The following is a 20,931-nucleotide window of genomic DNA, read 5'->3' as shown; positions in this document are numbered from 1 at the left end:
TCGGGGAGGGATTAAAATCAGAATAGAATAGATGCTATAAATAAAGCATTTGAGCAGGCAGAGGGACGGAACTTGAAGTGAAAGCCGACACAACGGTTCATACAGCCTGCAGCAACCGTATCGTTTGCAGATAAGGGTTGTAAATATCTGGACAGAAAGGAAAAATACGATGTTTCACAAAGATTATGAAAGAAAGATCAATCAGTTAGTAAATGAACTGACATTAGAAGAAAAAATAAAGATGATCCATGGTGCGGGTCTGTTCCGCACCGGGGCAGTAGAAAGACTTGGAATCCCCCCAATCGTGATGTCGGATGGTCCGACCGGGGTGCGGTTCGAATTTTTTAATGATAATTGGGGCAGAGCTGGACATAATGATGATGGCGTTACATACTGTCCGAGCAACAGTGCGATTGCAGCAACATGGAACCGGGAGCTGGCAGAAAAATCAGGAACGGTACTTGGTGAAGAAGCCAGAGGACGTGGCAAGGATATCATACTTGCGCCGGGTGTTAATGTTATGCGGACGCCGCTTTGCGGGAGAAATTTTGAGTATTTCAGTGAAGATCCATTTCTGATATCGGAGATGGCAGTTCCGGTGATCAAGGGGATCGAGAGTTCTGACGTGGGTGCCTGTGTAAAACATTTTGCTGTTAATAATCAGGAAACAGAACGGAACTGGGTAAATGTCGAGATCGATGAACGGACGCTCCGTGAGATCTATCTGCCTGCGTTTGAAGCTGCAGTAAAGAAAGCAAATGTAAGATCTATTATGGGTGCTTATAATCTGTTCCGTGGAGTCCATTGTTGTGAAAATAATGAACTGCTCGGTGAGATACTGCGGAAAGAATGGAATTATGACGGTCTGATTGTTTCTGATTGGGGCGGCATCCACGATACAAAGGCTGCCGCAGAAAGCCCGATCGATGTAGAGATGTCGATCTATGCAAATTTCGATGAATACTGCATGGCAGATCCATTGTTAAATGCGGTAAGGAATGGCGAGATCGAAGAGGAAAGAGTTGATGAAAAGGTAAAGAGTATTCTTCGATTCATGCTCCGTGTCAAGATGATCGATATTGTAGAAGCCCAAAGTGGGTACAATGAACAGACGGCTACATATGCTGGCTGCACGGAACAGAAGCCGGCCGTCTATGCGGTTCGTGACTGGAGCCGGAAGAAAGGAAGTTATGATACTTCAGCACATCAGGATGCAGTGTTAGAGACAGCCAGAGAATCAATTGTACTGTTAAAGAATGAAGAACAGAGACTGCCGCTTGCACCTGAGAAGACACATCGGCTTCTGGTGATCGGACATAATGCAGCAAAGCTTCATTCAAATGGTGGCGGAAGTGCGGAGATTGCGGCACTTTATGAGATCAATCCACTGCTTGGCATTAAGATGGAGCTTGGCGGTAACTGCGAAGTGACCTATGCAGAAGGTTATTATGTACCGGATAAGAACAGACAGCAGGTACTGAACTGGCAGGAGGTAAGTCTGGATGAACTGGCATCGGAGCAGGGTGCTTATGAAGGAAATGATCCGGAAGGACAGAAGATCCAGAAGGCACTTCGTGAAGAAGCAGTTGCACTTGCTTCTGAATATGATGATGTGCTCTTTGTTGGCGGTTTAAATCATGATACAGATGAAGAAGGATACGACAGACCGGATCTTACACTTCCATATCATCAAGATGAATTGATTACGGAGCTTTTAAAAGTGAATCCGAATATGGTCATTGTTATGATGGCAGGGAATCCGGTTGATATGAGTGCATGGATCGATGATGCAAAGTCAATTGTATGGATGAGTTATGCAGGAATGGAAGGCGGCAGAGCACTTGGTGAAATCCTGTTTGGTGAAGTAAATCCATCCGGTAAACTTGTGATGACCATGCCGAAATCTCTTGATCAGGTATCGGCGATGGTTTTTGGAGATTTCCCCGGAAGAACCTTAACGGAAGAAGAACATGAAAGAATGAATGCAAAATTGACGGAAACATACAGAGAAGGTGTATTTGTCGGATATCGGTATTATGACAAATATCAGATCCCGGTACAGTTCCCATTTGGCCATGGATTATCTTATACGACATTTTCCTATGGAGATATGCAGGTAAAAGAGCCGGATGGTCAGACATTCAAGGTACAGATCCCGGTAACAAATACCGGAAAGCTTGCCGGAAAAGAGACGGTAGAGCTGTATGTCGGAGAAACGGAAGTAAGTCCGGAGAATCCTGTGAAGGAGTTGAAGGGCTTCTGCAAGTTATCACTTGCACCGGGAGAAACAAAGTATGCGGAATTTGAATTGACAGCCGATGCATTCCGTCATTTTGATGAGAAGACGGATGCGTGGAAGGTCATAGCAGGAAGTTATACGATCTATATCGGAAGTTCTGTTTCTGATATTCGGTCGGTAACAACCATAACAATAAAATAATTAATAGATAAAATGCCGGTATGAACGGTCTGTCTGCCGGTACTATGAACATCACGTTTGCCTACCTTCTTTCATACAATTTTATATGCACATGTCTCCGCTGCGATAAAGTCGTTTGCAGCTCCGACATAGCACAAAATTGTATGAAAATCAGTCGGCTTCTCTATGGATGTTTCATAGTACCAGCAGACAGACCGTTTATACCGGCATTTATATACATATTGTTTTATTGATATTCGTTGAGCCATTCTATTATGCCGTTTGCGATCGCGGCGGCGTAATCGTCCATGTTATTATCGTAAAGTTCTACGTCTTTTTCGTTGCTGATAAAGCCCATCTCGATGATCAGACTTGTCATATTTGTCTGTTTGATAACGATGTAATCGTTGTCACTGTCAAACTGTGTTCCGGTACGGACACCACGGTTATCGGAGATTCCGACCTTTTCCAGATTGGACAGGATGGTTTCTGCGATCGCATGGTTCTTTTCGGAACCGGAACTATAGATCCATGTTTCTACACCACAGGCCTCAGGGTTTGCTGCGTAGTTCCTGTGGAGTGCCAGATAGAGATCTGCGTTGCAGTCATTTGCAATCGCAGCACGATCTTCGGAAGAAACAGTAGAATCATCATCACGCGTCATAACGACCTTTACTCCGTTTTTCTTTAATAGTTTTGCAACCTTTAAGGAAAGCTTCAGATTTCCGTCTTTTTCATGAATATTATTAATTCCGGTTGCACCGATATCAGAACCGCCATGTCCCGGATCCAGACAGACTGTGTATTTTCCGTCCGGTTTTATGATCGAGACAGCATCCTTGCTGCTTTTTGACCGACTGACCGCCAACAGGACGGACAGAACGATAACGGCGATGAGCAGGACGATGTTGACACCGATCAGGAATTTTATGACAGACCGCATCTGTGTAACGGTCAGTTTCTTTTTTGTTTTTCCAGCCATAATGTATAAAACTGCCGGAGCAGCCCTTTCTGTTTCTAGTTTATTCTCAACTAAGATACTCTAAAATGACCGGATTTTCAATATGATGGAAAAGATTTAATATTTGTGTATATGGGCAATATACGAAGAAAGATGGAACGACAGGTGACATAATACAGCAATTTATATAGAAAAAACCAAAAGAAACCGATAAATTTCTAAAGATTTCAATATTGTCAAATGAAAATATGAGTGTTACCCTAATATAGGGTGGCAGGGAGAAGATAAGAAAAGGAATAAAAGATGATCGTAGATTTTCATACTCACACATATCCGGATAAAATAGCTTCAAAGACACTTGAACTGTTAGTAAGTAGATCAAAGACAAAGCCGGCATCAGATGGTACACTTGCAGGCTTGCAGCATTCAATGGCGCAAAGCGGCGTTGATATCTCTGTTGTCCTTCCTGTTGTAACCGCACCTCATCAGGTGGAGCGGATCAATACCGTGGCAAAGACAGTAACAGCCCAGTTTACGGGTAGTGGTGTCTGGTCATTTGGCGGAATCCATCCCGGAAATGATAACTATAAAGAGATTTTAAATGGTATCAAGTCTGCCGGATTAAAGGGAATTAAGCTGCATCCGGATTATCAGGATGCCATGTTCAATGATATCCGTTATAAACGGATTATCAGTTACGCAACAGAGCTTGGCTTGGTCGTTGTGGTTCATGCCGGAGTAGATATCGGACTTCCCTCTGTAACACATTGTACACCGGACATGGTGTGTGAAGTATTAGATGAGGTTCAGCCGGAGCGGCTCGTTCTTGCACACATGGGTGGCTGGAATCTCTGGGACGAGGTACTTGCGAAGCTGTGCGGAAGAAATGTATATATGGATACAGCATTTTCCTATGGAGAGATTGCATGGCTTTCGGGTGCTGAACATCGTTGGAAGCTGGCATCAGAGGAGATGTTCCTGAAACTGATCAGAGCACATGGAGCAGACCGGATCGTATTTGGAACAGACAGTCCGTGGACAGATCAGAAGCGGGCCATAAAGGACATACAGGCACTTCCGTTATCAGATGAAGACAAGAAAAAGATCCTTGGAGAAAACGCATTGCAGCTTTTGGGACTGCCGGATGCAGAATAGAAAATATAAAGAGAACTATACAATATATTTGAAAGCATTAGAGGATTCATATATAAAAGTAAAATAAATTTCCGATAAATTAGTAAAAATAGACATTGCACAAAAATTAAAAATGTGTTACAATTTTGTTACAATAAGAAAGGGAGAGAAGATAGCTTCTGAGACATCCGAAATTTAAGTCGTTGTTTTTTTCACAAAAAAATATTCATAAATACAAGGGACTGCCTGTAAGATGGCGGTCCCTTTCCCTTTCTTGTGCAATCAGGTTCCTCTCGTCTAACGACTCGATGAACATTGACCATCATATAGAAATTTGTGCTCTTGCGTTGCAAGCACAATTTCTGCATGATGGTTGATTGCACAAAAAAAGAACCAGATCACATCTGGTTCTTAAGAGCTGGGCTACAAGGATTCGAACCTTGAAAATGCTGGAGTCAGAGTCCAGTGCCTTACCATTTGGCGATAGCCCATTGCTGTCAACAGATGATATTATATTATAACAGTTTGAAAAAAGCAAGCACTTTTTTAAAAAAATTACAAAAAGTTATTTATACGCAATGAACACGAAAAATTTGAGAATAAAAATCAATGGAAATAGAAAATCCAGGTAGAAATAATAGCCCGGCTGTTGTATAATGGGAGCACTTGTGGAGATGACATTATAATAGGAAATGGAGAATACATATGTACAGTTTTGATGCGATCGTAAGATACAGCGAAACGCATGGAAGACAGGAAGCAAATGCGGCAACGATAGCAAATTACTTTCAGGATTGTGCGATCTTCGATTCAGAACAGGCAGGAATTGGAATTGAATATCTGAAGGACCATAACCGGGCATGGTTTCTGATCTCGTGGCAGATCGATGTGGAGCGGTATCCGGTATTACAGGAGAAGATCAGGGTTGGAACCTGGGCATATGATTTTAAAGGTTCCATGGGATATCGTAATATAGTTATTCGGGATGAGAATGGAGCGAATATTGTACAGGCAGCTTCCCAGTGGAGTTATATTGATACTGATACGCTTCGTCCTGTAAGAATTGAGCCTGAAGTAGGAGCAGCATATCCTCTTGCAGAAAAGCTTCCGATGGAATATGCTCCGAGAAAGATCCGGCTGATCGAAGGCATGGAAGAGACAGACAGAAGGGTTGTTCTGCCTTATCAGATTGATTCGAATAACCACATGAATAATGAAGCATATATTGCGCTGGCGTTGGAATATATCGATTCGGATGACATGATCTGTCAGATCAGAAGCGAGTATAAGCGGCAGTTTGTAAAAGATGAATGTATCGTAATAAAGAAAGCAGAAAGAGATGATCTGATACAGTTTGTATTTGCAGATGAAGAAGATCAGACCAGATGTATAGTAGAATTTAAAACAAAGAGAACGGGGAGACAGACAGCATGATCAAGATTGGCGAATGGAACCATTTAGAGGTTGTAAAAGAGAAAGATTTCGGCATTTACCTTGCCGAGAAAAAATACGATGACGAGGAAGTTCTGCTTCCGAAGAAACAGGTACCTGCGGGAACAAGAATGGGAGATCAGTTAGATGTATTTATCTATCGTGATTCCGCAGATCGTCTGATCGCAACAACAAATCATCCGATTATAACGATGGGAGAACTTGCAGTATTAAAATGTGTCAATGTGACAGGCATCGGTGCATTTATGGACTGGGGACTGGAAAAAGATATCCTGCTTCCTTTTAAAGAGCAGACAAGCAAGGTAAGGGAAGGTCAGTCGTATCTGGTCCGGATGTATGAGGATCGTTCCAAGCGTTTGTGCGTCAGCATGAAGGTATATGCCTATCTGGAGACACAGTCCCCATATAAGGCAGGGGATTTCGTAAGTGGAACGGTATTTGAATTTAATCAGAATCTGGGAGCATTTGTTGCGGTTGATAATCGTTATTCAGCCCTGATCCCGATGAAGGAGATCCATTCCCGGATCAATGTGGGTGAGACGGTAGAAGCCCGTGTGGCAAATGTCAGAGAAGACGGCAAACTCAATCTGAGTTTACAGAAGCCGATCCGTGAACAGATCAACAATGACAGCGAGATGGTATACAATATCATTGAAAGCTATGGAGGAACCTTACCATTTAATGACAAGGCAGATAAAGAAGTGATCGAGAAAGAGTTCGGACTTAGCAAGAATGCATTTAAGCGTGCGGTTGGACATCTGTTAAAAGAGGGTAAGATCCAGATCACAGAGAAAAACATTATCATCAAATAATGTATTCATAAATGAGCAGGAATGTTCAGGAGAAACAAAAAGACAGCTGTGCATGTTATATGGCTGAAAAGTACCAGGAAATGAAAGGATGAATATGAGTAATTTCAAGGTTGAATTAAAAAAAGTAGTAGACGACAGCTATGAGATCGAGATTGGATATGAGCTGGAACAGAAGCTGATCGATGATCTGAAAGCCGGTCTGGTTGGAAAAATATCCAAATTTGTAGTAGTTACAGACAGCAATGTAAAAGAGCTGTATGCGGACAAGATTTATAAGATGCTTGAAGAAGCAGGATACAAGGCAGATCTTATAAGTTTTCCGGCAGGAGAACTGAGCAAGACCAGAGCGACAAAGGAGTATGTAGAAGATACCATGCTTGCAAAGGGATATCGGAGAGATTGCTGCATTATCGCCGTTGGCGGTGGCGTGGTGACAGACCTTGCAGGATTTGTAGCCGGAACCTACGGCAGAGGGATTCCATTTATCAATTATGCAACGACATTACTTGCGGCAGCGGATGCATCCGTGGGAGGAAAGACAGCGGTCGATACACCGCTTGCAACCAATCTGATCGGACTGTTTAATCAGCCGCAGAAAGTATATCTGGATATCGCAACATGGAAGACACTTCCACAGCGACAGTTATCTTCAGGTCTTGCAGAGACGATCAAGCATGCCTGCCTTGCAGACAGGGGATTCTTCGATTATCTGTCAGAGCATATCAAAGATGTGCTTGCAGTAAAGGACGAGGTATGCAGACATATCGCGGAGAAGAACTGCGAGATCAAATATCAGGTCGTTATGAAGGACGAGCGGGAAAGCGGTTTGCGTGAGGTTTTGAACCTTGGACATACGGTTGGAAGAGCCATCGAGACAGTCAGTGATTATAAGCTGCTGCATGGAGAAGCCGTTGCGATCGGTCTGGTTGCAGAGGTGAAGATGGCAGAATATTTTGGCTACTGTACAGCAGAGGATGAAGCAGCTATGGTTGCCATGTTGAAGCAGGCAGATCTTCCAACGGAGATTCCGGATTATATTGACCGTGACGCTCTGGTTAAGAAGCTGTATACCGATAAGAAGGTCAGAGACGGACATTTGCGTTTCGTTTTACAGCATGGAATCGGCGCGATCGAGGTATTTGATGGTGACCAGTACGCAAAAGCCATACCGGAGAGTCTGGCAAGAGAGATTATTATGGAGATGTAGGCATTAAATTTCAGGAGGATATAAAAATGGATAAGAAGATAATCAGCACAGAGAAAGCACCACAGGCAATCGGACCATATTCACAGGCAATCGTTGCTAACGGATTTTTATTTACATCAGGAATGGTTCCGATCGATCCTGCAACGAATCAGTTAGTAGAAGGAGATATCACAGTTCAGGCAAAACAGGCAATCTCAAATCTGAAGAATCTGATCGAGGCATCCGGTTCATCCTGTGACAAGGTTGTAAAGACTACAGTATTTATTAAGGATATGAACCAGTTCTCAATTATCAACGATATTTACAAAGAATATTTCAACAAAGATTTCCCTGCACGTTCTTGTGTAGAAGTTGCAAGACTTCCAAAAGACGTACTGATTGAGATCGAAGCAGTAGCAGTTGTATAAATAAAGATTATAAAATGATGGTGTGGCAGATGTATGAATGATATCTGCCACATTATTATAAGAGGGTATATGGAGACAAGAAAGAAAATTTTTGGAGCTGAATGTTTGTTTACAGCATTGATCGCAGTTTACGAGGTCGTAACGGTGCTGGCGTTATTTACAGATCTGTTTTCCGGCATCACGATAAAACAAAACATATTATTCAGTCAGAGTCTGATATTTGTACCAACAGTGTTATATCTGTTCATCATGAGAAAGCATGTAAAGGATATCATCTGGTTTCGGAGATTTCATCCGTTGACACTCCTGCTGCTTCCACCACTGGTTCTGTTTATGGAGCCGCTTATTACATTGTTAAATGCAATCTCAATGTTATTTGTGCGAAATGAGATCAGCAATGCAGCTTCAGCACTGGTTGATCATAATACACTTGGGACTTCGCTTTTTTTCATGGCATTTTTGCCGTGTGTGATAGAAGAACTGGCGTATCGTGGTGTCATGTTCGGAAGCTTTCATGAAGCCGGCAGATTAAAGGCCATATTGATGTCAGGTTTTTTATTTGGACTGATGCATATGAATTTTAATCAGATGGCATATGCGGTTGTGATCGGTCTGATCTTTGGATTTGTTGTAGAAGCAACCGGAAGCATTATTCCAACAATGATCATGCATTTTCTGATCAATGGTTTTTCTGTTGTTATAAAGCATATTGCAAATATCATTCCGGCGTTAAAAGATCAGGCAGAAAATACAGAAGTAACACAGACGATGCTGCTCAGTACCATCCGGGTATATATACCTATGGCACTGGTTGGCACTGTAATATCAGCAGGAATTATTTATCTGCTTGCAGTCATAAATGGCAGAAAGGAGAGCTTCGCCGCTGTATTCACCGAACCTTTTAACCGGTACGATGAAAATGGCAAAAAGCTTCGACTGCTTACCCCGCTTATGATCGTGGTCATCCTCTACTGCCTGATCCGCTGCGTTGTCGAAGAATTTTTATTTTAACTATAGAAAAACGCCTACCAAATGAATCTGATCTGATACCTACCCTATTATAAATGACTTGCTGCGGTTTCTATTCATTGCACATGTCTTATCCGCTCATGCTCTTGTGCTAACTCGTCCTTCGGACTCAGACAAGCACCCGCATTCGCTGACAATGTGCAATTCATCAAGAAATCCTCGCTAATGTCATATTATAATAGAGCAGGTACCAGATCAGATTTGTTTGGTGGGCGTTTTGTTGCTATATGTAAATGAGTAATAAAAAGATAAACAGAAAAATACACCATTCGATATACAGGGATTTATCCAGTTTCGAGTGTTGGTGTTTTCACTATGAAAAACATTCGCGAGTTTATCATAGTGGAAATATCAATAGCAGAAAAAATCTCCCATTGTGGATCGTAAATCCCTCTTTGTATGCTGGTTCTTCCACTAAAATATGACATATGCGAGGCTTTCGTTGTATGGTGCACATTGCCAGTAAATACGGGTGCCTGTCTGAGCCGAAGGCGAGTTGGCACAGGAGTATTTACGGATCAGGCATGTGCAACATACAGAAAACGCAGCAGGTCATTGTTAGTGGAAGAACCAGCATATGAAGAGGGCACACAACCATAAGGGGGATTTTTTGCGTGTTCGGCTAGTCCTCGTTGCAGATCAGACCGTAGAAGGAGATCAGGTACAGTCCGGCGATACCAACGAGTGTGTAGATGATTCTGGAAAAGGCGGAGCCGGTTCCGAATAAAGCATCTACAAGATTAAAATTAAAGATTCCGATGATACCCCAAACGATCGCCCCAACGATCACAAGAGTAAGACAAATAACATTAAATACTTTCATGGCATTCCTCTCTGATTTCTAGTTATTTGGACATTAGTTTTTGGCAAGGTGTCGCAAAATTAATGGTTCCATATCTCTAGTCTGTGCGAACATGAAAAAAATATACTGCCATTATAAGGGAAAAATGTATACACAGGATGAAATCATAAAATGAAAAAATATAACATAATGAATCTGGCGACAAAAATTTATTTGAAGCAAATATAAAAATCAGTTGACAGGGTACAAACATAATGTTATATTAAAAACAACATATGAACAGATATTCAAATGTTCAATAAAAACAACGAGAGGAGGAACAGAATGAATACGGACAGCAGGGAAGCATGTGAATGCAAAGAGAACGATATTGCTGAGATCACCGCTGAGATTAATGAGATGATGCCGGACGAAGAGAATCTGTATGATCTGGCCGAGTTGTTTAAAGTATTTGGCGATTCTACCAGAATCCAGATCTTATACACACTGCTGGATCATGAAAAAAGTGTTGGTGACATCGCAGAAGAGCTTGGAATGAATGCATCTGCCATTTCTCATCAATTAAGAGTGTTAAAACAGGCGAAGCTGATCAAGAACCGCAGAGCCGGAAAGAATATGTTTTATGAGCTTGCCGATGACCATGTAGCAGTGATCATGCGAATGGGACTTGAGCATATATTTGAATAATAAGAAAGGTTAAAGGTAGATATTATGAAGAAGAGATATAATTTAAGTGATGTAGATTGCGCAAATTGTGCAGCAAAGATGGAGGAGCAGATCAGCAAGTTACCGGGAGTTAACAGCGCATCTATCAGCTTCATGGCACAGAAACTTACATTAGACGCAGACGAAGATAAATTAGACGAAATTTTAAAGCAGGCAGAAAAGATCATCAAGAGCATTGATGAGGAAGCTACGATCGAATATTAGAAATAATGCAGATCTGAACATTAAGACGTTACAGATTTACATAAGCTGAAAGAGAAGATAAAATAAGAAAATTATCGCAGATAGCAGAAAAAAGGTGATGGATTATGAGTAAGAAGCAGAAAAAGATGTTAATTCGAATCATCGTTGCACTGGTGGTATTTATCGCATGCGAGATTGCAGAGAAGCTCATCCATTTGAATGGAGTGTGGGATACAGTTGTAAAGGCTGCGATGTTCGCAGTACCATATCTGATGGCAGGATATGATGTCCTTTTAAAGGCAATCAAGAATATCAGCAAAGGTCATGTATTTGACGAAAACTTCCTGATGGCAGTTGCAACTGTAGGCGCATACGGAACCGGAGAATTTGGCGAGGCGGCAGCCGTTATGCTGTTCTATCAGGTCGGAGAATGGTTCCAGAAATATGCAGTCAACAGATCAAGAGCCAGTATCACAGATTTGATGAACATTATGCCGGAATATGCAAATATTGAAAAAGATGGACAGATCGTTCAGGTAGAACCGGAGACAGTTGCGATCGGTGATATCATCATCGTGCAGCCGGGTGAAAAAGTTCCTCTCGATGGTACTGTTATCGAAGGTGAAACATTTGTAGATACAGCAGCGCTTACCGGTGAATCCGTACCTAGAAAGCTGTCTGTTGGTGACGAAGTGTTAAGTGGCGTGATTAACCAGAACGGTGTGATCCGTGTCAAGGTATCAAAGGAATTTGACGATTCGACCGTATCGAAGATTTTGGAACTGGTGGAAAATGCAAGTACGAGAAAAGCACAGTACGAGCAGTTCATTACCAGATTTGCAAAATACTATACACCGGTCGTATGTTTCCTTGCACTTGCAGTAGCGATCATTCCGCCGATTTTTGTAGGTGAATTTGGTAAATGGTTCCACCGTGCACTGATCTTTCTGGTAGTATCCTGTCCATGTGCATTGGTCATCTCCATTCCACTTAGTTTCTTCAGTGGAATCGGTGGAGCATCCAAGGCAGGTATCCTTGTAAAAGGAAGTAACTATCTGGAACTTCTGGGTAAAGCAAAGATTGCCGTATTTGATAAGACCGGAACTCTGACAAAGGGTGTATTCAAGGTTGTAGAGACATGTGCAAATGGAATCAGTGAGGATGATCTTCTGGAGCTTGCAGCATATGGCGAATATTACTCCAACCATCCGATCGCAGCATCGATCAAGGCTGCATATAAGGGAACGGTACAGATCGACCGCCTCGATGGATATGAGGAAATCTCCGGAATGGGTATCAAGGTCTTAAAAGATGGAAAAGAAGTGTTAGTCGGAAATAAGAAGCTTTTGGATTCCAGAAAGATATCCATGGCAGGAGCAAAACAGCCATCCAAGGTTGGAACAGTCCTTTTCGTAGCGGAAAATGGTGCATATAAGGGATGTATCACGATCGCTGATGAGATCAAGGATGGCGTTAAGGATGCGATCGCATCAATCAAGAAATGTGGAATTGATAATGTTGTTATGCTGACCGGTGATAAGAAAGAGGTTGCTGACAGTGTAGCAAAAGAGCTTGGCATTGATACTGTATGTGCAGAGCTGATGCCGGGTGATAAGGTAGATAAAGTAGAACAGCTTCTCCGCGAGAAGGATGAAGACAGTACATTGATCTTCACCGGTGACGGAATCAATGATGCGCCTGTTTTAATGCGTGCCGATGTCGGTATCGCAATGGGAGCTATGGGTCAGGATGCTGCGATTGAAGCAGCAGACATCGTTTTGATCGATGATGATCCGGGCAAGATTGCCGTAGCATATGCAATTGCCAGAAAGACGGTTCGTATCGTGCAGCAGAATATTGTGTTTGCACTTGCTGTCAAGATCATTGTTATGGTACTCGGTGCCCTTGGTTTTGCAAATATGTGGGCAGCGGTATTCGCCGATGTCGGTGTTGCCTTCCTCGCGATCATCAACGCAACCCGCGCACTGAAGCCATGATGTAAAAAGATAGGGGTGCGTAGAGATATATAGCCTCCGCCATACAGATTACCCTGCGATAATGACTTGTTGCGATTTCTGTTCGTTACACATGTCTGATTCGCTTATGCTCCTGCGCAAACTCGTCCTACGGACTCAAACATGCGCCCGCATTCGCTGACAATGTGTAACTCGCGACGAAATTCTCACAATGTCATTATGACACAGGGTAACCTGTATGGCGGAGGCTATACGACTCTACGCGCCCTTTTTACTTCGAATAGGACATATAAAAATGCAGGGTATGGCGGTCTGTATATTTTATGAAGCAAGCCTGTTCACTCTGTGTAACTTCGAACTAACCTCGGCGAGCCTCGCTAAGGTCTCAGTTACCAACGCCGGTTCTTAGTGAGTCGCCGCAGGCGAAGAGCTTAGCACCGTTGCGTTGGAATAGAGTGAAAACGTCTTGCGTAATAAAGATATACAGACCACCATACCCTGCATTTTTATTATACTGGATATGTTTAGGCTTCTTCGTGGGCGAGTGCCGCAGCAACAAAGCCTTTGAAAAGCGGATGCGCTTTATTTGGTCTGGACTTGAATTCCGGATGTGCCTGAGTTCCGATGAACCAAGGATGATCCGGAATCTCGATCATCTCAACGATATGACCGTCAGGAGAGAGACCAACCAGTTCCATACCATTATCTGTTAAAGCCTTACGGTAGTCATTGTTGACTTCATATCTATGTCTGTGACGCTCATGGATGTATTCTGTGCCATAGAGCTCATAGGATTTGGAATCTTTGCTGAGTACACATGGGTAAGAACCAAGTCTTAATGTTCCACCGAGGTCTGTTACATCATGCTGATTCGGCATGATATGAATAACCTGATGGAAAGAGTTCGGATTGAATTCTGAACTGTGGGCATCTGCATAACCAAGGACATGTCTTGCAAATTCAACGATCGTGAGCTGCATACCGAGACACAGACCAAGGTAAGGAACCTTTTTCTCTCTTGCATACCGGATCGCTGTGATCATGCCTTCGATACCTCTGTCACCAAAACCGCCCGGAACAAGGATTCCATCGACGTCACCCAGTGTTTCTTCCACATTTTCAGGAGTTACAAGTTCGGAATCTACCCATTTGATCTCGACCTCGGCATCGTTTGCAACACCGGCATGCTTTAAGGATTCAACAACGGAAATGTATGCATCATGCAGTGAGACATATTTGCCGACGAGAGCAACACGAACCTTTTTTTTCGGATTCTTCCAGGCAGTGATCATATCATTCCATTCCTTCCATGCATGTGGTTCCGGAGCAGGACAATCCATATGTAAGCATTTGCATACAACATCAGCGAGATGCTCTTTCTCCATAGCGAGAGGAACTTCATATAATACATCAACATCCAGATTCTGGATGACATTCTGGCTAGGTACATTACAGAATAATGCAATCTTATCCTTTAAGCCCTGGTCCAGTGGATAATCAGAACGGCAGACCAGAATATCCGGCTGGATACCCATTCCCTGCAGGTTCTTAACACTCGCCTGCGTTGGCTTTGTCTTTAATTCACCGGAAGCTTTCAGATAAGGAATCAGAGTAACGTGGATCATAATGCAATTCTCATGTCCGACATCATGTGTGAACTGACGGATCGCCTCTAAGAAAGGCTGGCTCTCGATATCACCGACTGTACCGCCAATTTCGATGATCGCAACCTCGGTATCCTTTGCATCCGGATTCCGATAGAAGCGCTCTTTGATTTCATTTGTTATATGTGGAACTACCTGTACGGTGTGTCCGCCGAAGTCGCCGTGGCGTTCTTTCTGTAAGATACTCCAGTAGATCTTACCGGTCGTAACATTCGAATTCTTATTCAGACTTTCATCGATAAAACGCTCATAATGACCAAGATCCAGATCAGTCTCCGCACCATCATCGGTTACGAATACTTCACCATGCTGGATCGGGTTCATAGTACCCGGATCCATGTTGATGTATGGATCGAATTTCTGGCTGGTAACCTTGTAGCCTCTCATTTTGAGCAGACGACCAAGGGAGGCAGCAGTGATACCTTTACCAAGACCGGATACGACACCGCCTGTGACAAACACGTACTTAATAGGCATAATAATTTCCTCCTGATATATTCTAAAAACGCATAGACATACGCTCTCATTAAAAAAACACTCATTATTATACGAGAGCATTTTTCAAAAGTCAATCAGCCGTATCGAAAAACAGGATGTATCCGGCATAAAAATATGGTATGATAGTATATAAGAAGTCAAACTTAATAAAATTATGGAAAATTATTTACAAACTTTAGAAAATAAAGTGAAAAATATACATTTGACAGGAAAATGAAGTTAGAAGACGGGAGATCTCGATGGGAGCAATTCAGTTTATCCATATCAGTGATGTGAATATCGGACGAAAAGCAGACAAATTACTGTTCGGACAGACCTGTGAAAAGGACGGGATAACGACCTTGAAACAGGTTGTTTCTGATGCAGGAAAATTACAGGCTGATTTTGTATTTATCACAGGGGATCTCTTTGACCATCCGGCAACAGAAGAAGATCTTGCGTGGATTGATGAGATATTTCTGCCGCTTGATAAGACGGCAGTCATTTATTGTCAGGGAGATCATGATTACATGAAATCAGATGGGGTGCTTGCAAACTATTCTTTCCGGTCAAATATTTATGTGGCAGGCTGCAGCGAGTATCGGAATCCGGTTCCGGCAGACTCTGCAATATATGGAGTAAAGCATGAAAATGCAACTGCCATGATCGATGTTATCCGGTTTCCGAAAAAAAATGCGGTACTTTATTGTGCCGGCTATTATAGTGCCGGAGCGCAGATGGCAGTTTTAGATGAACTGACACCGGCGGATGATGAGATGACAAATATTCTGCTGGCTCATGCCGGAAATCATGGCGCGATACCGATCGATTATCCGACAATCCGGAAAGCAGGATTTGATTATATCGGATTAGGACATGAAGCTTCCTATAAAAATATGTACAATGGCAGGATTTGTTATCCGGGTGTATTGGAACCGGACAATAACAGGGAGACCGGACCGCATGGCTATGTGCAGGGAAAGTTATCAGATGGCGTGGTATCGGTACGGCTTGTGCCTGCATCACAAAAAGAATATAAGACGATCCGCTATCCGGTCAGTAATTATATGTCAGATGAAGAACTGGCAGATGAATTGCATCGTATTATTGCAAGAGAGGGAGAAAAAAATATTTATTCGATCTATCTGGTACGACCGGAAAAATGTGAGAAGTCCTTTCATTTGCAGGAGGCACTGGCCACTTACCGGATTGCCGCGCTGAGCGGAGAAGTGTATCAGCGTGAGGATTATGATGAATACAGAAAAGCAAACCGGGGAAATGCATTTGGACGATTGCTTGATAAACTGGATGCCGACTCTCCGATCCGGGAGGATGGGGCGAAGCTGGCAGTTGACCTCGTTATAGAACGATCAAAGATATACACCAGAAGCAGCCGGAAAATGAATGACCGGCTTTATGAGGAAACGATCCGGGTAGTGCTTGAGAATCTGAAACAGGATATGGATAAACTCCGTACCTCAAAGGATATTCAGGCATATGAACAGGCAAAGGAACGGCTGGCAGAAAGTCCGGATGTACTGGAACGCTTAAATGAAGCATGGGCAATGGAACGGAAGAACAAACTGGAACTTCTGACTGTCCGGAACAATCAGGCGCAGATCGTACCAAGACACAGAAGCAAATGGATACGAACCGGTATCCGTGCCGCCATTGTTCCATTTGTCATATTCTGTATCATGGCATTGTTCCTGATGCCACGGGCGTACATTCAAATGTCAGAGCGTATGAATGGTACAGATGTGGTTCGTTTTCTGGTTACATCAATACTTGCGATCGTGCTCTGCTTTGTGATCGGTTACGTATTTGCGCGACTGATCGATCAGAATAAGGCAGACGGAATACGAAAAGAACGCGCAGATGCAGAACGGCTTGAACGCGAGTTGGCTGCAAAAGGCGAGCAGCTTCACGAAGTCAGAACCGGATATCAGTTACAGGACACGAAGCGGCGGGAGATCCAGTCGGATGTGAATGCAAGAGAAGATCTTGTAGCGCAGACGATCTACAAGCTTCAGGTGATGGAAGAAGCGATGCGGATGTTAGAATAAAAAGAAAAAGGGCACTTGAAAAACAGGTGCCCTAGGATACTAACATATTTGCCAGCAGGATACTTACGACGATCCCTGCACCGAGAGACAACAGGGCGCAGGGAATGATATATCGGGATTTGCGGACTTTGGCAGCCATCAGATATACAGACATCGTATAGAATAAAGATTCCGTACAGCTAAGGATAATGGCAGCGGTGAGTCCTTCTCTGGAATCAGGTCCATAGTCGTTAAAGATATTTAGCATCAGACTGGTAGCAGATCCGGAGGAGAACAGCTTCGTTATAATGACGGGGATCACACAATCCGGGGTATGTATGAGAGAAGCAATCGGCTTCAGAGCGGTTGTGATCAGGCCAAGGGCGCCGGAATCATTCAGGATTCGCACAGCCACAAATAGGCCGATCAATGTTGGAACTAATTCGACTACGATCTTCATTCCGTCAAATGCTCCGTCAATAAAATCTTCATAGACATTCGTCTTTTTAATACAGCCGTATAACACAACAGCAAATATGACCATCGGGATGATACTGTTTGAGATTGTTGTCAGCATGACAAGCCTCCATTAAGATTCTGTGTATGTTTATTTCGTTTTGGCAGGTTATTTAGCAGACATGTCGATTTTGAAAGTCAACTGCGCTGTCTATTATGAGTTTTCTACGCGAACTCGCCTGTAAACAGGCTCAAACATGCTTCGAAAACTCAAACGATGCTCGTTGACTTTTCCAAAATCAGACATACGTCTGCGATAAATAACCTGCCAAACCGAAATATATACACAGATATATTCTGTATTATGAAAGTCAACTGCGCTGCTTATTAAAGATTTCTAAGTGAACTCGCCGCTTCATTTTCCTCGTTTGTTAATAATGACGGCCAGCAGGACGGCGACGGCGGTGGAGCAGACCGTTGCGATGATGCCGGGCAGGATAATGGCGGTAGGATGTTCAGAACCATAGGTTGCACGATAGGCAATGATATTTACCGGGATCAGTTGCAACGAAGAAATATTCAGGATCAGGAAGACGCACATTTCTCGACTGGCAGATTTGCTTCCCTTGTTGTCCTTAGCCAGTTCCTGCATCGCCTTTAGTGCCGGCGGTGTTGCAGCCCACCCAAGCCCTACAATATTTGCAATGATGTTCGTACACATATATTCATATGCCGGATGCTCCGGTGAAAGTCTCGGAAATAAGAATCTCATGACAGGGGACATTTTCGATGACCATTTCTTCATCAGACCGGTGCGTTCTGCAATCTTCATAATTCCACACCACATCGTAACAATTCCAAGCATGGTGATACAGAGTGAAACGGCGTCACTCCCGGCATCAATGATACCTGCATTCACATCTTCCATATGCCCGGTCATAAGTGCGGTGATAATACCGACTAAGATCATGGCAGCCCAGATCAGATTAATCATAGAATCCCCTTTGATTTTGCTGTTACATAATGAATATATGCGGGGAGATGGGGAAGATATGCTATAGTATTATTAGTTTAAAATCTATATAAAACAAATTTTGCCTATTTTATTATTGCAATAATATTAAAATTAAGATAAAATAACGATAAGTTATTAGCTCCAAGGAGCATCGAACAAAAAGGAGTGATAAAAATGATACAGATTAGACCGGTTTCAGATCTTAGAAATAAGTTCCCTGAAATTGAAACAATTGTGAATAGTGGAAAGCCTGTATATTTAACGAAAAATGGATATGGGGCGATGGTTGTTTTAAGTATGGAAGAGTATGCTAATCTTACAGAGAATGTTGAAATGAAACTTGATGAAGCTGACAGACAGGCAAAAGCGACAGATAAAAGACTTTCACATGAAGAAGTATTTAGCAAAGCAAGGAGTGTGATAGATGCAAGATAAAATCTACAAGTTAAGATATTTGCCACTTTTTGAACAGGATTTGCTTGATACAGTGAATTATATTTCGAAGGTTTTAAAAAATGAAGAAGCGGCAATGCGACTGATAAATGATGTTGAAACAGCAATATTAGCCAGATTAAACAATCCGGTAGCGTTTGAACCATATCATTCCAGAAAAAAACGTGAATATCCATATTACCGGATCTATGTAAGAAATTATGTGATTTATTATGTGGTAATTGATGATGTTATGGAAGTACGACGGTTATTGTATGGTGCAAGAAATATAGAAAATTTGTTAAATTAATACATATAAAAAGAGCAGTAAAATTATCAGATTTACTGCTCTTTTTATATGTATTCGTCTCAATCATCCTGTAATATGTCACATTTTTACATTTTCCCCATAAAGTATAGAGAGATGAATAATATGCAAATTCAGGAGGTATATTCATTTGGAACAGTATAGAAACTGCAACAGAAATGGCGGCAGATATCCTGCTCAGCCAAATCTCATGATGCAATATGCAAATAACCGCAATGCCTCTTCCTGCAATGGAAACCGTCAGGGCACAGGCGGCTGTCCTTCCAGACAGGATCATTGCGAAACAACAAGAAAGGATGTAGAGACCTGTGGCAGATTCAGTCCGCATCCGATTGGTATGGCGTATGTGCCAAGTCAGGAATTTGGGGAACTCTATGATGCGAAAAAGGGTCTGTGCGAAGGAACCATGTTCCCGGATCTGAATCTGATCTTTTGTGGTGTAAGGGGGAAATAGGCAATGAATAATATGAACAAACAGCAGCTCTTTGCCTTTATAACAGAAGTGTCCTTCGCGTTGGATGACATTTCCCTGTATCTGGACACTCACCCGGAATGTCCGAAGGCACTGGCAGCATACAGCAATTATAAAGCAATGCGGCAGCAGGCAGTCCGCGAATACACGACCGCCTATGGTCCATTGAACCGATATCAGGTAAATGATGACAATTATTTTGACTGGGTTGACAAACCTTGGCCATGGGAAAGGGAGTGTGGTTGTTAAATGTGGATCTATGAAAAAAGATTACAGTTTCCGGTAAATATCAAAGAGACAAATGCACAGCTTGCACAGGCGATAATCTCACAATACGGCGGACCGGATGGTGAAATGGGTGCATCTATGCGGTACCTGTCCCAGCGTTATGCGATGCCGGACAATAAGGTGAAAGCAATTCTTACCGATATCGGTACAGAGGAGCTGGGACATCTGGAGATCGTTGCCACGATCATCTACCAGCTTACCTGCCGGTTATCGATCGAGGAGATTAAGGCATCGGGATTTGACAAATATTACATCGATCACACCTTAGGAATCTGGCCGCAGGCAGCAGGCGGCATTCCATTTAACGCCTGCGAATTCCAGAGCAAGGGTGATCCGATCACGGATCTTTTCGAAGATATGGCAGCAGAGCAGAAAGCCCGGTCGACTTATGACAATATCCTGCGTCTCTGCAAGGACTATCCGGATGTATATGAGCCGATCAAATTCCTTCGCGAACGTGAGGTCGCACATTTCCAGCGCTTCGGTGAAAGCCTTGGCATTGTCCGCGACAAGATGGATACAAAGAACTTCTATGCATTTAACTCAGCATTTGATACAAGTGCTCCATGCGTGGAGAAATGTGGGAAGTAAGAGATAGTCGCTACCGGTTGTTTATTATTATATAGTAGTGACAGAAGCAGGAAAA

21 protein-coding genes and 1 tRNA gene are annotated in these 20,931 nt (G+C 42.8%); 16 read left to right on the top strand and 6 right to left on the bottom strand.

Annotated elements, in window-relative coordinates; genetic code table 11:
* Positions 1-169: 169 nt before the first annotated feature.
* Complete coding sequence (locus WKT03_RS08680) at positions 170-2,440, top strand: beta-glucosidase family protein (protein WP_340391593.1); 2,271 nt, start codon at positions 170-172, stop codon at positions 2,438-2,440.
* A 226-nt stretch (positions 2,441-2,666) separates the two neighbouring features.
* Here WKT03_RS08680 and WKT03_RS08675 read toward each other — a convergent pair whose 3' ends face one another.
* Positions 2,667-3,401: an N-acetylmuramoyl-L-alanine amidase family protein gene (locus WKT03_RS08675; RefSeq protein WP_340391592.1), complete on the bottom strand. Its 735-nt coding sequence runs from the start codon at positions 3,399-3,401 to the stop codon at positions 2,667-2,669.
* Between the two features lie 282 nt (positions 3,402-3,683).
* On the opposite strand from WKT03_RS08675, the gene WKT03_RS08670 reads away from it, so the two are divergent.
* On the top strand, positions 3,684-4,535 hold the full coding sequence (locus tag WKT03_RS08670; protein ID WP_117808690.1) for an amidohydrolase family protein: 852 nt from the start codon (positions 3,684-3,686) through the stop codon (positions 4,533-4,535).
* Between the two features lie 397 nt (positions 4,536-4,932).
* On the opposite strand, the gene WKT03_RS08665 is transcribed toward WKT03_RS08670, so the two are convergent.
* Positions 4,933-5,005: transfer RNA gene (locus tag WKT03_RS08665), tRNA-Gln, on the bottom strand.
* Positions 5,006-5,219: 214 nt separating this feature from the next.
* Between WKT03_RS08665 and WKT03_RS08660 the strand changes: the two genes are divergently transcribed.
* The 5 genes from WKT03_RS08660 to WKT03_RS08640 all read left to right on the top strand — a co-directional run bounded on the left by WKT03_RS08660 (position 5,220) and on the right by WKT03_RS08640 (position 9,403).
* Positions 5,220-5,948, top strand: coding sequence for an acyl-[acyl-carrier-protein] thioesterase (locus tag WKT03_RS08660; protein WP_021943622.1), 729 nt, complete (start codon positions 5,220-5,222; stop codon positions 5,946-5,948).
* On the top strand, positions 5,945-6,778 hold the full coding sequence (locus WKT03_RS08655) for a CvfB family protein (protein WP_340391589.1): 834 nt from the start codon (positions 5,945-5,947) through the stop codon (positions 6,776-6,778). Before WKT03_RS08660 ends, WKT03_RS08655 begins: the two co-directional genes overlap by 4 nt.
* Positions 6,779-6,872: 94 nt before the next feature.
* Complete coding sequence (aroB, locus tag WKT03_RS08650) at positions 6,873-7,985, top strand: 3-dehydroquinate synthase (protein ID WP_445293052.1); 1,113 nt, start codon at positions 6,873-6,875, stop codon at positions 7,983-7,985.
* 26 nt (positions 7,986-8,011) lie between these two features.
* Positions 8,012-8,392, top strand: a complete 381-nt coding sequence (locus WKT03_RS08645; RefSeq protein WP_008401150.1) for a RidA family protein — start codon at positions 8,012-8,014, stop codon at positions 8,390-8,392.
* Positions 8,393-8,461: 69 nt separating this feature from the next.
* Complete coding sequence (locus WKT03_RS08640; RefSeq protein WP_340391585.1) at positions 8,462-9,403, top strand: CPBP family intramembrane glutamic endopeptidase; 942 nt, start codon at positions 8,462-8,464, stop codon at positions 9,401-9,403.
* A gap of 640 nt (positions 9,404-10,043) precedes the next feature.
* Here the strand turns inward: WKT03_RS08640 and WKT03_RS08635 are convergent.
* On the bottom strand, positions 10,044-10,244 hold the full coding sequence (locus WKT03_RS08635; RefSeq protein WP_008401155.1) for a DUF378 domain-containing protein: 201 nt from the start codon (positions 10,242-10,244) through the stop codon (positions 10,044-10,046).
* Between the two features lie 378 nt (positions 10,245-10,622).
* On the opposite strand from WKT03_RS08635, the gene WKT03_RS08630 reads away from it, so the two are divergent.
* The 3 genes from WKT03_RS08630 to WKT03_RS08620 all read left to right on the top strand — a co-directional run bounded on the left by WKT03_RS08630 (position 10,623) and on the right by WKT03_RS08620 (position 13,129).
* On the top strand, positions 10,623-10,910 hold the full coding sequence (locus tag WKT03_RS08630; protein ID WP_226801041.1) for an ArsR/SmtB family transcription factor: 288 nt from the start codon (positions 10,623-10,625) through the stop codon (positions 10,908-10,910).
* 24 nt (positions 10,911-10,934) lie between these two features.
* Entirely contained in the window at positions 10,935-11,153 is a 219-nt protein-coding gene (locus tag WKT03_RS08625) for a cation transporter (protein WP_021943627.1), read from the top strand.
* A 104-nt stretch (positions 11,154-11,257) separates the two neighbouring features.
* Positions 11,258-13,129 (top strand): heavy metal translocating P-type ATPase, encoded by a 1,872-nt coding sequence (locus WKT03_RS08620; protein WP_340391582.1) that lies wholly within the window; start codon positions 11,258-11,260, stop codon positions 13,127-13,129.
* Between the two features lie 503 nt (positions 13,130-13,632).
* Here the strand turns inward: WKT03_RS08620 and WKT03_RS08615 are convergent.
* On the bottom strand, positions 13,633-15,249 hold the full coding sequence (locus WKT03_RS08615; protein WP_021943629.1) for a CTP synthase: 1,617 nt from the start codon (positions 15,247-15,249) through the stop codon (positions 13,633-13,635).
* A gap of 260 nt (positions 15,250-15,509) precedes the next feature.
* Between WKT03_RS08615 and WKT03_RS08610 the strand changes: the two genes are divergently transcribed.
* On the top strand, positions 15,510-17,315 hold the full coding sequence (locus WKT03_RS08610) for a metallophosphoesterase family protein (protein ID WP_340391580.1): 1,806 nt from the start codon (positions 15,510-15,512) through the stop codon (positions 17,313-17,315).
* Between the two features lie 31 nt (positions 17,316-17,346).
* Here WKT03_RS08610 and WKT03_RS08605 read toward each other — a convergent pair whose 3' ends face one another.
* Together WKT03_RS08605 and WKT03_RS08600 are read right to left on the bottom strand one after the other, a co-directional pair.
* Positions 17,347-17,871: a nucleoside recognition domain-containing protein gene (locus WKT03_RS08605; RefSeq protein ID WP_117808741.1), complete on the bottom strand. Its 525-nt coding sequence runs from the start codon at positions 17,869-17,871 to the stop codon at positions 17,347-17,349.
* Positions 17,872-18,165: 294 nt separating this feature from the next.
* Positions 18,166-18,744 carry a nucleoside recognition domain-containing protein gene (locus WKT03_RS08600; protein WP_340391577.1) on the bottom strand — a complete coding sequence of 193 codons (579 nt, stop codon included), beginning with the start codon at positions 18,742-18,744 and terminating at the stop codon, positions 18,166-18,168.
* Between the two features lie 195 nt (positions 18,745-18,939).
* On the opposite strand from WKT03_RS08600, the gene WKT03_RS08595 reads away from it, so the two are divergent.
* The 5 genes from WKT03_RS08595 (at position 18,940) to WKT03_RS08575 (ending at position 20,876) form a co-directional block, all read left to right on the top strand.
* Positions 18,940-19,200, top strand: a complete 261-nt coding sequence (locus tag WKT03_RS08595) for a type II toxin-antitoxin system prevent-host-death family antitoxin (RefSeq protein ID WP_021943633.1) — start codon at positions 18,940-18,942, stop codon at positions 19,198-19,200.
* Positions 19,190-19,507: a type II toxin-antitoxin system RelE/ParE family toxin gene (locus WKT03_RS08590; protein ID WP_021943634.1), complete on the top strand. Its 318-nt coding sequence runs from the start codon at positions 19,190-19,192 to the stop codon at positions 19,505-19,507. Before WKT03_RS08595 ends, WKT03_RS08590 begins: the two co-directional genes overlap by 11 nt.
* Before the next feature lie 148 nt (positions 19,508-19,655).
* On the top strand, positions 19,656-19,979 hold the full coding sequence (locus tag WKT03_RS08585) for a spore coat associated protein CotJA (protein ID WP_021943635.1): 324 nt from the start codon (positions 19,656-19,658) through the stop codon (positions 19,977-19,979).
* Between the two features lie 3 nt (positions 19,980-19,982).
* Positions 19,983-20,246: a spore coat protein CotJB gene (locus WKT03_RS08580; protein WP_008401169.1), complete on the top strand. Its 264-nt coding sequence runs from the start codon at positions 19,983-19,985 to the stop codon at positions 20,244-20,246.
* Entirely contained in the window at positions 20,247-20,876 is a 630-nt protein-coding gene (locus tag WKT03_RS08575; RefSeq protein ID WP_021943636.1) for a manganese catalase family protein, read from the top strand.
* The last annotated feature ends 55 nt before the right edge of the window (positions 20,877-20,931 follow it).

Source organism: Coprococcus sp. HCN-4056, from assembly GCF_037892645.1.
Lineage (GTDB): Bacteria > Bacillota > Clostridia > Lachnospirales > Lachnospiraceae > Coprococcus > Coprococcus ammoniilyticus.
The sequence above is the reverse complement of the archived record's forward strand: the minus strand, read 5'-3'. Positions and strand labels throughout refer to the sequence as shown.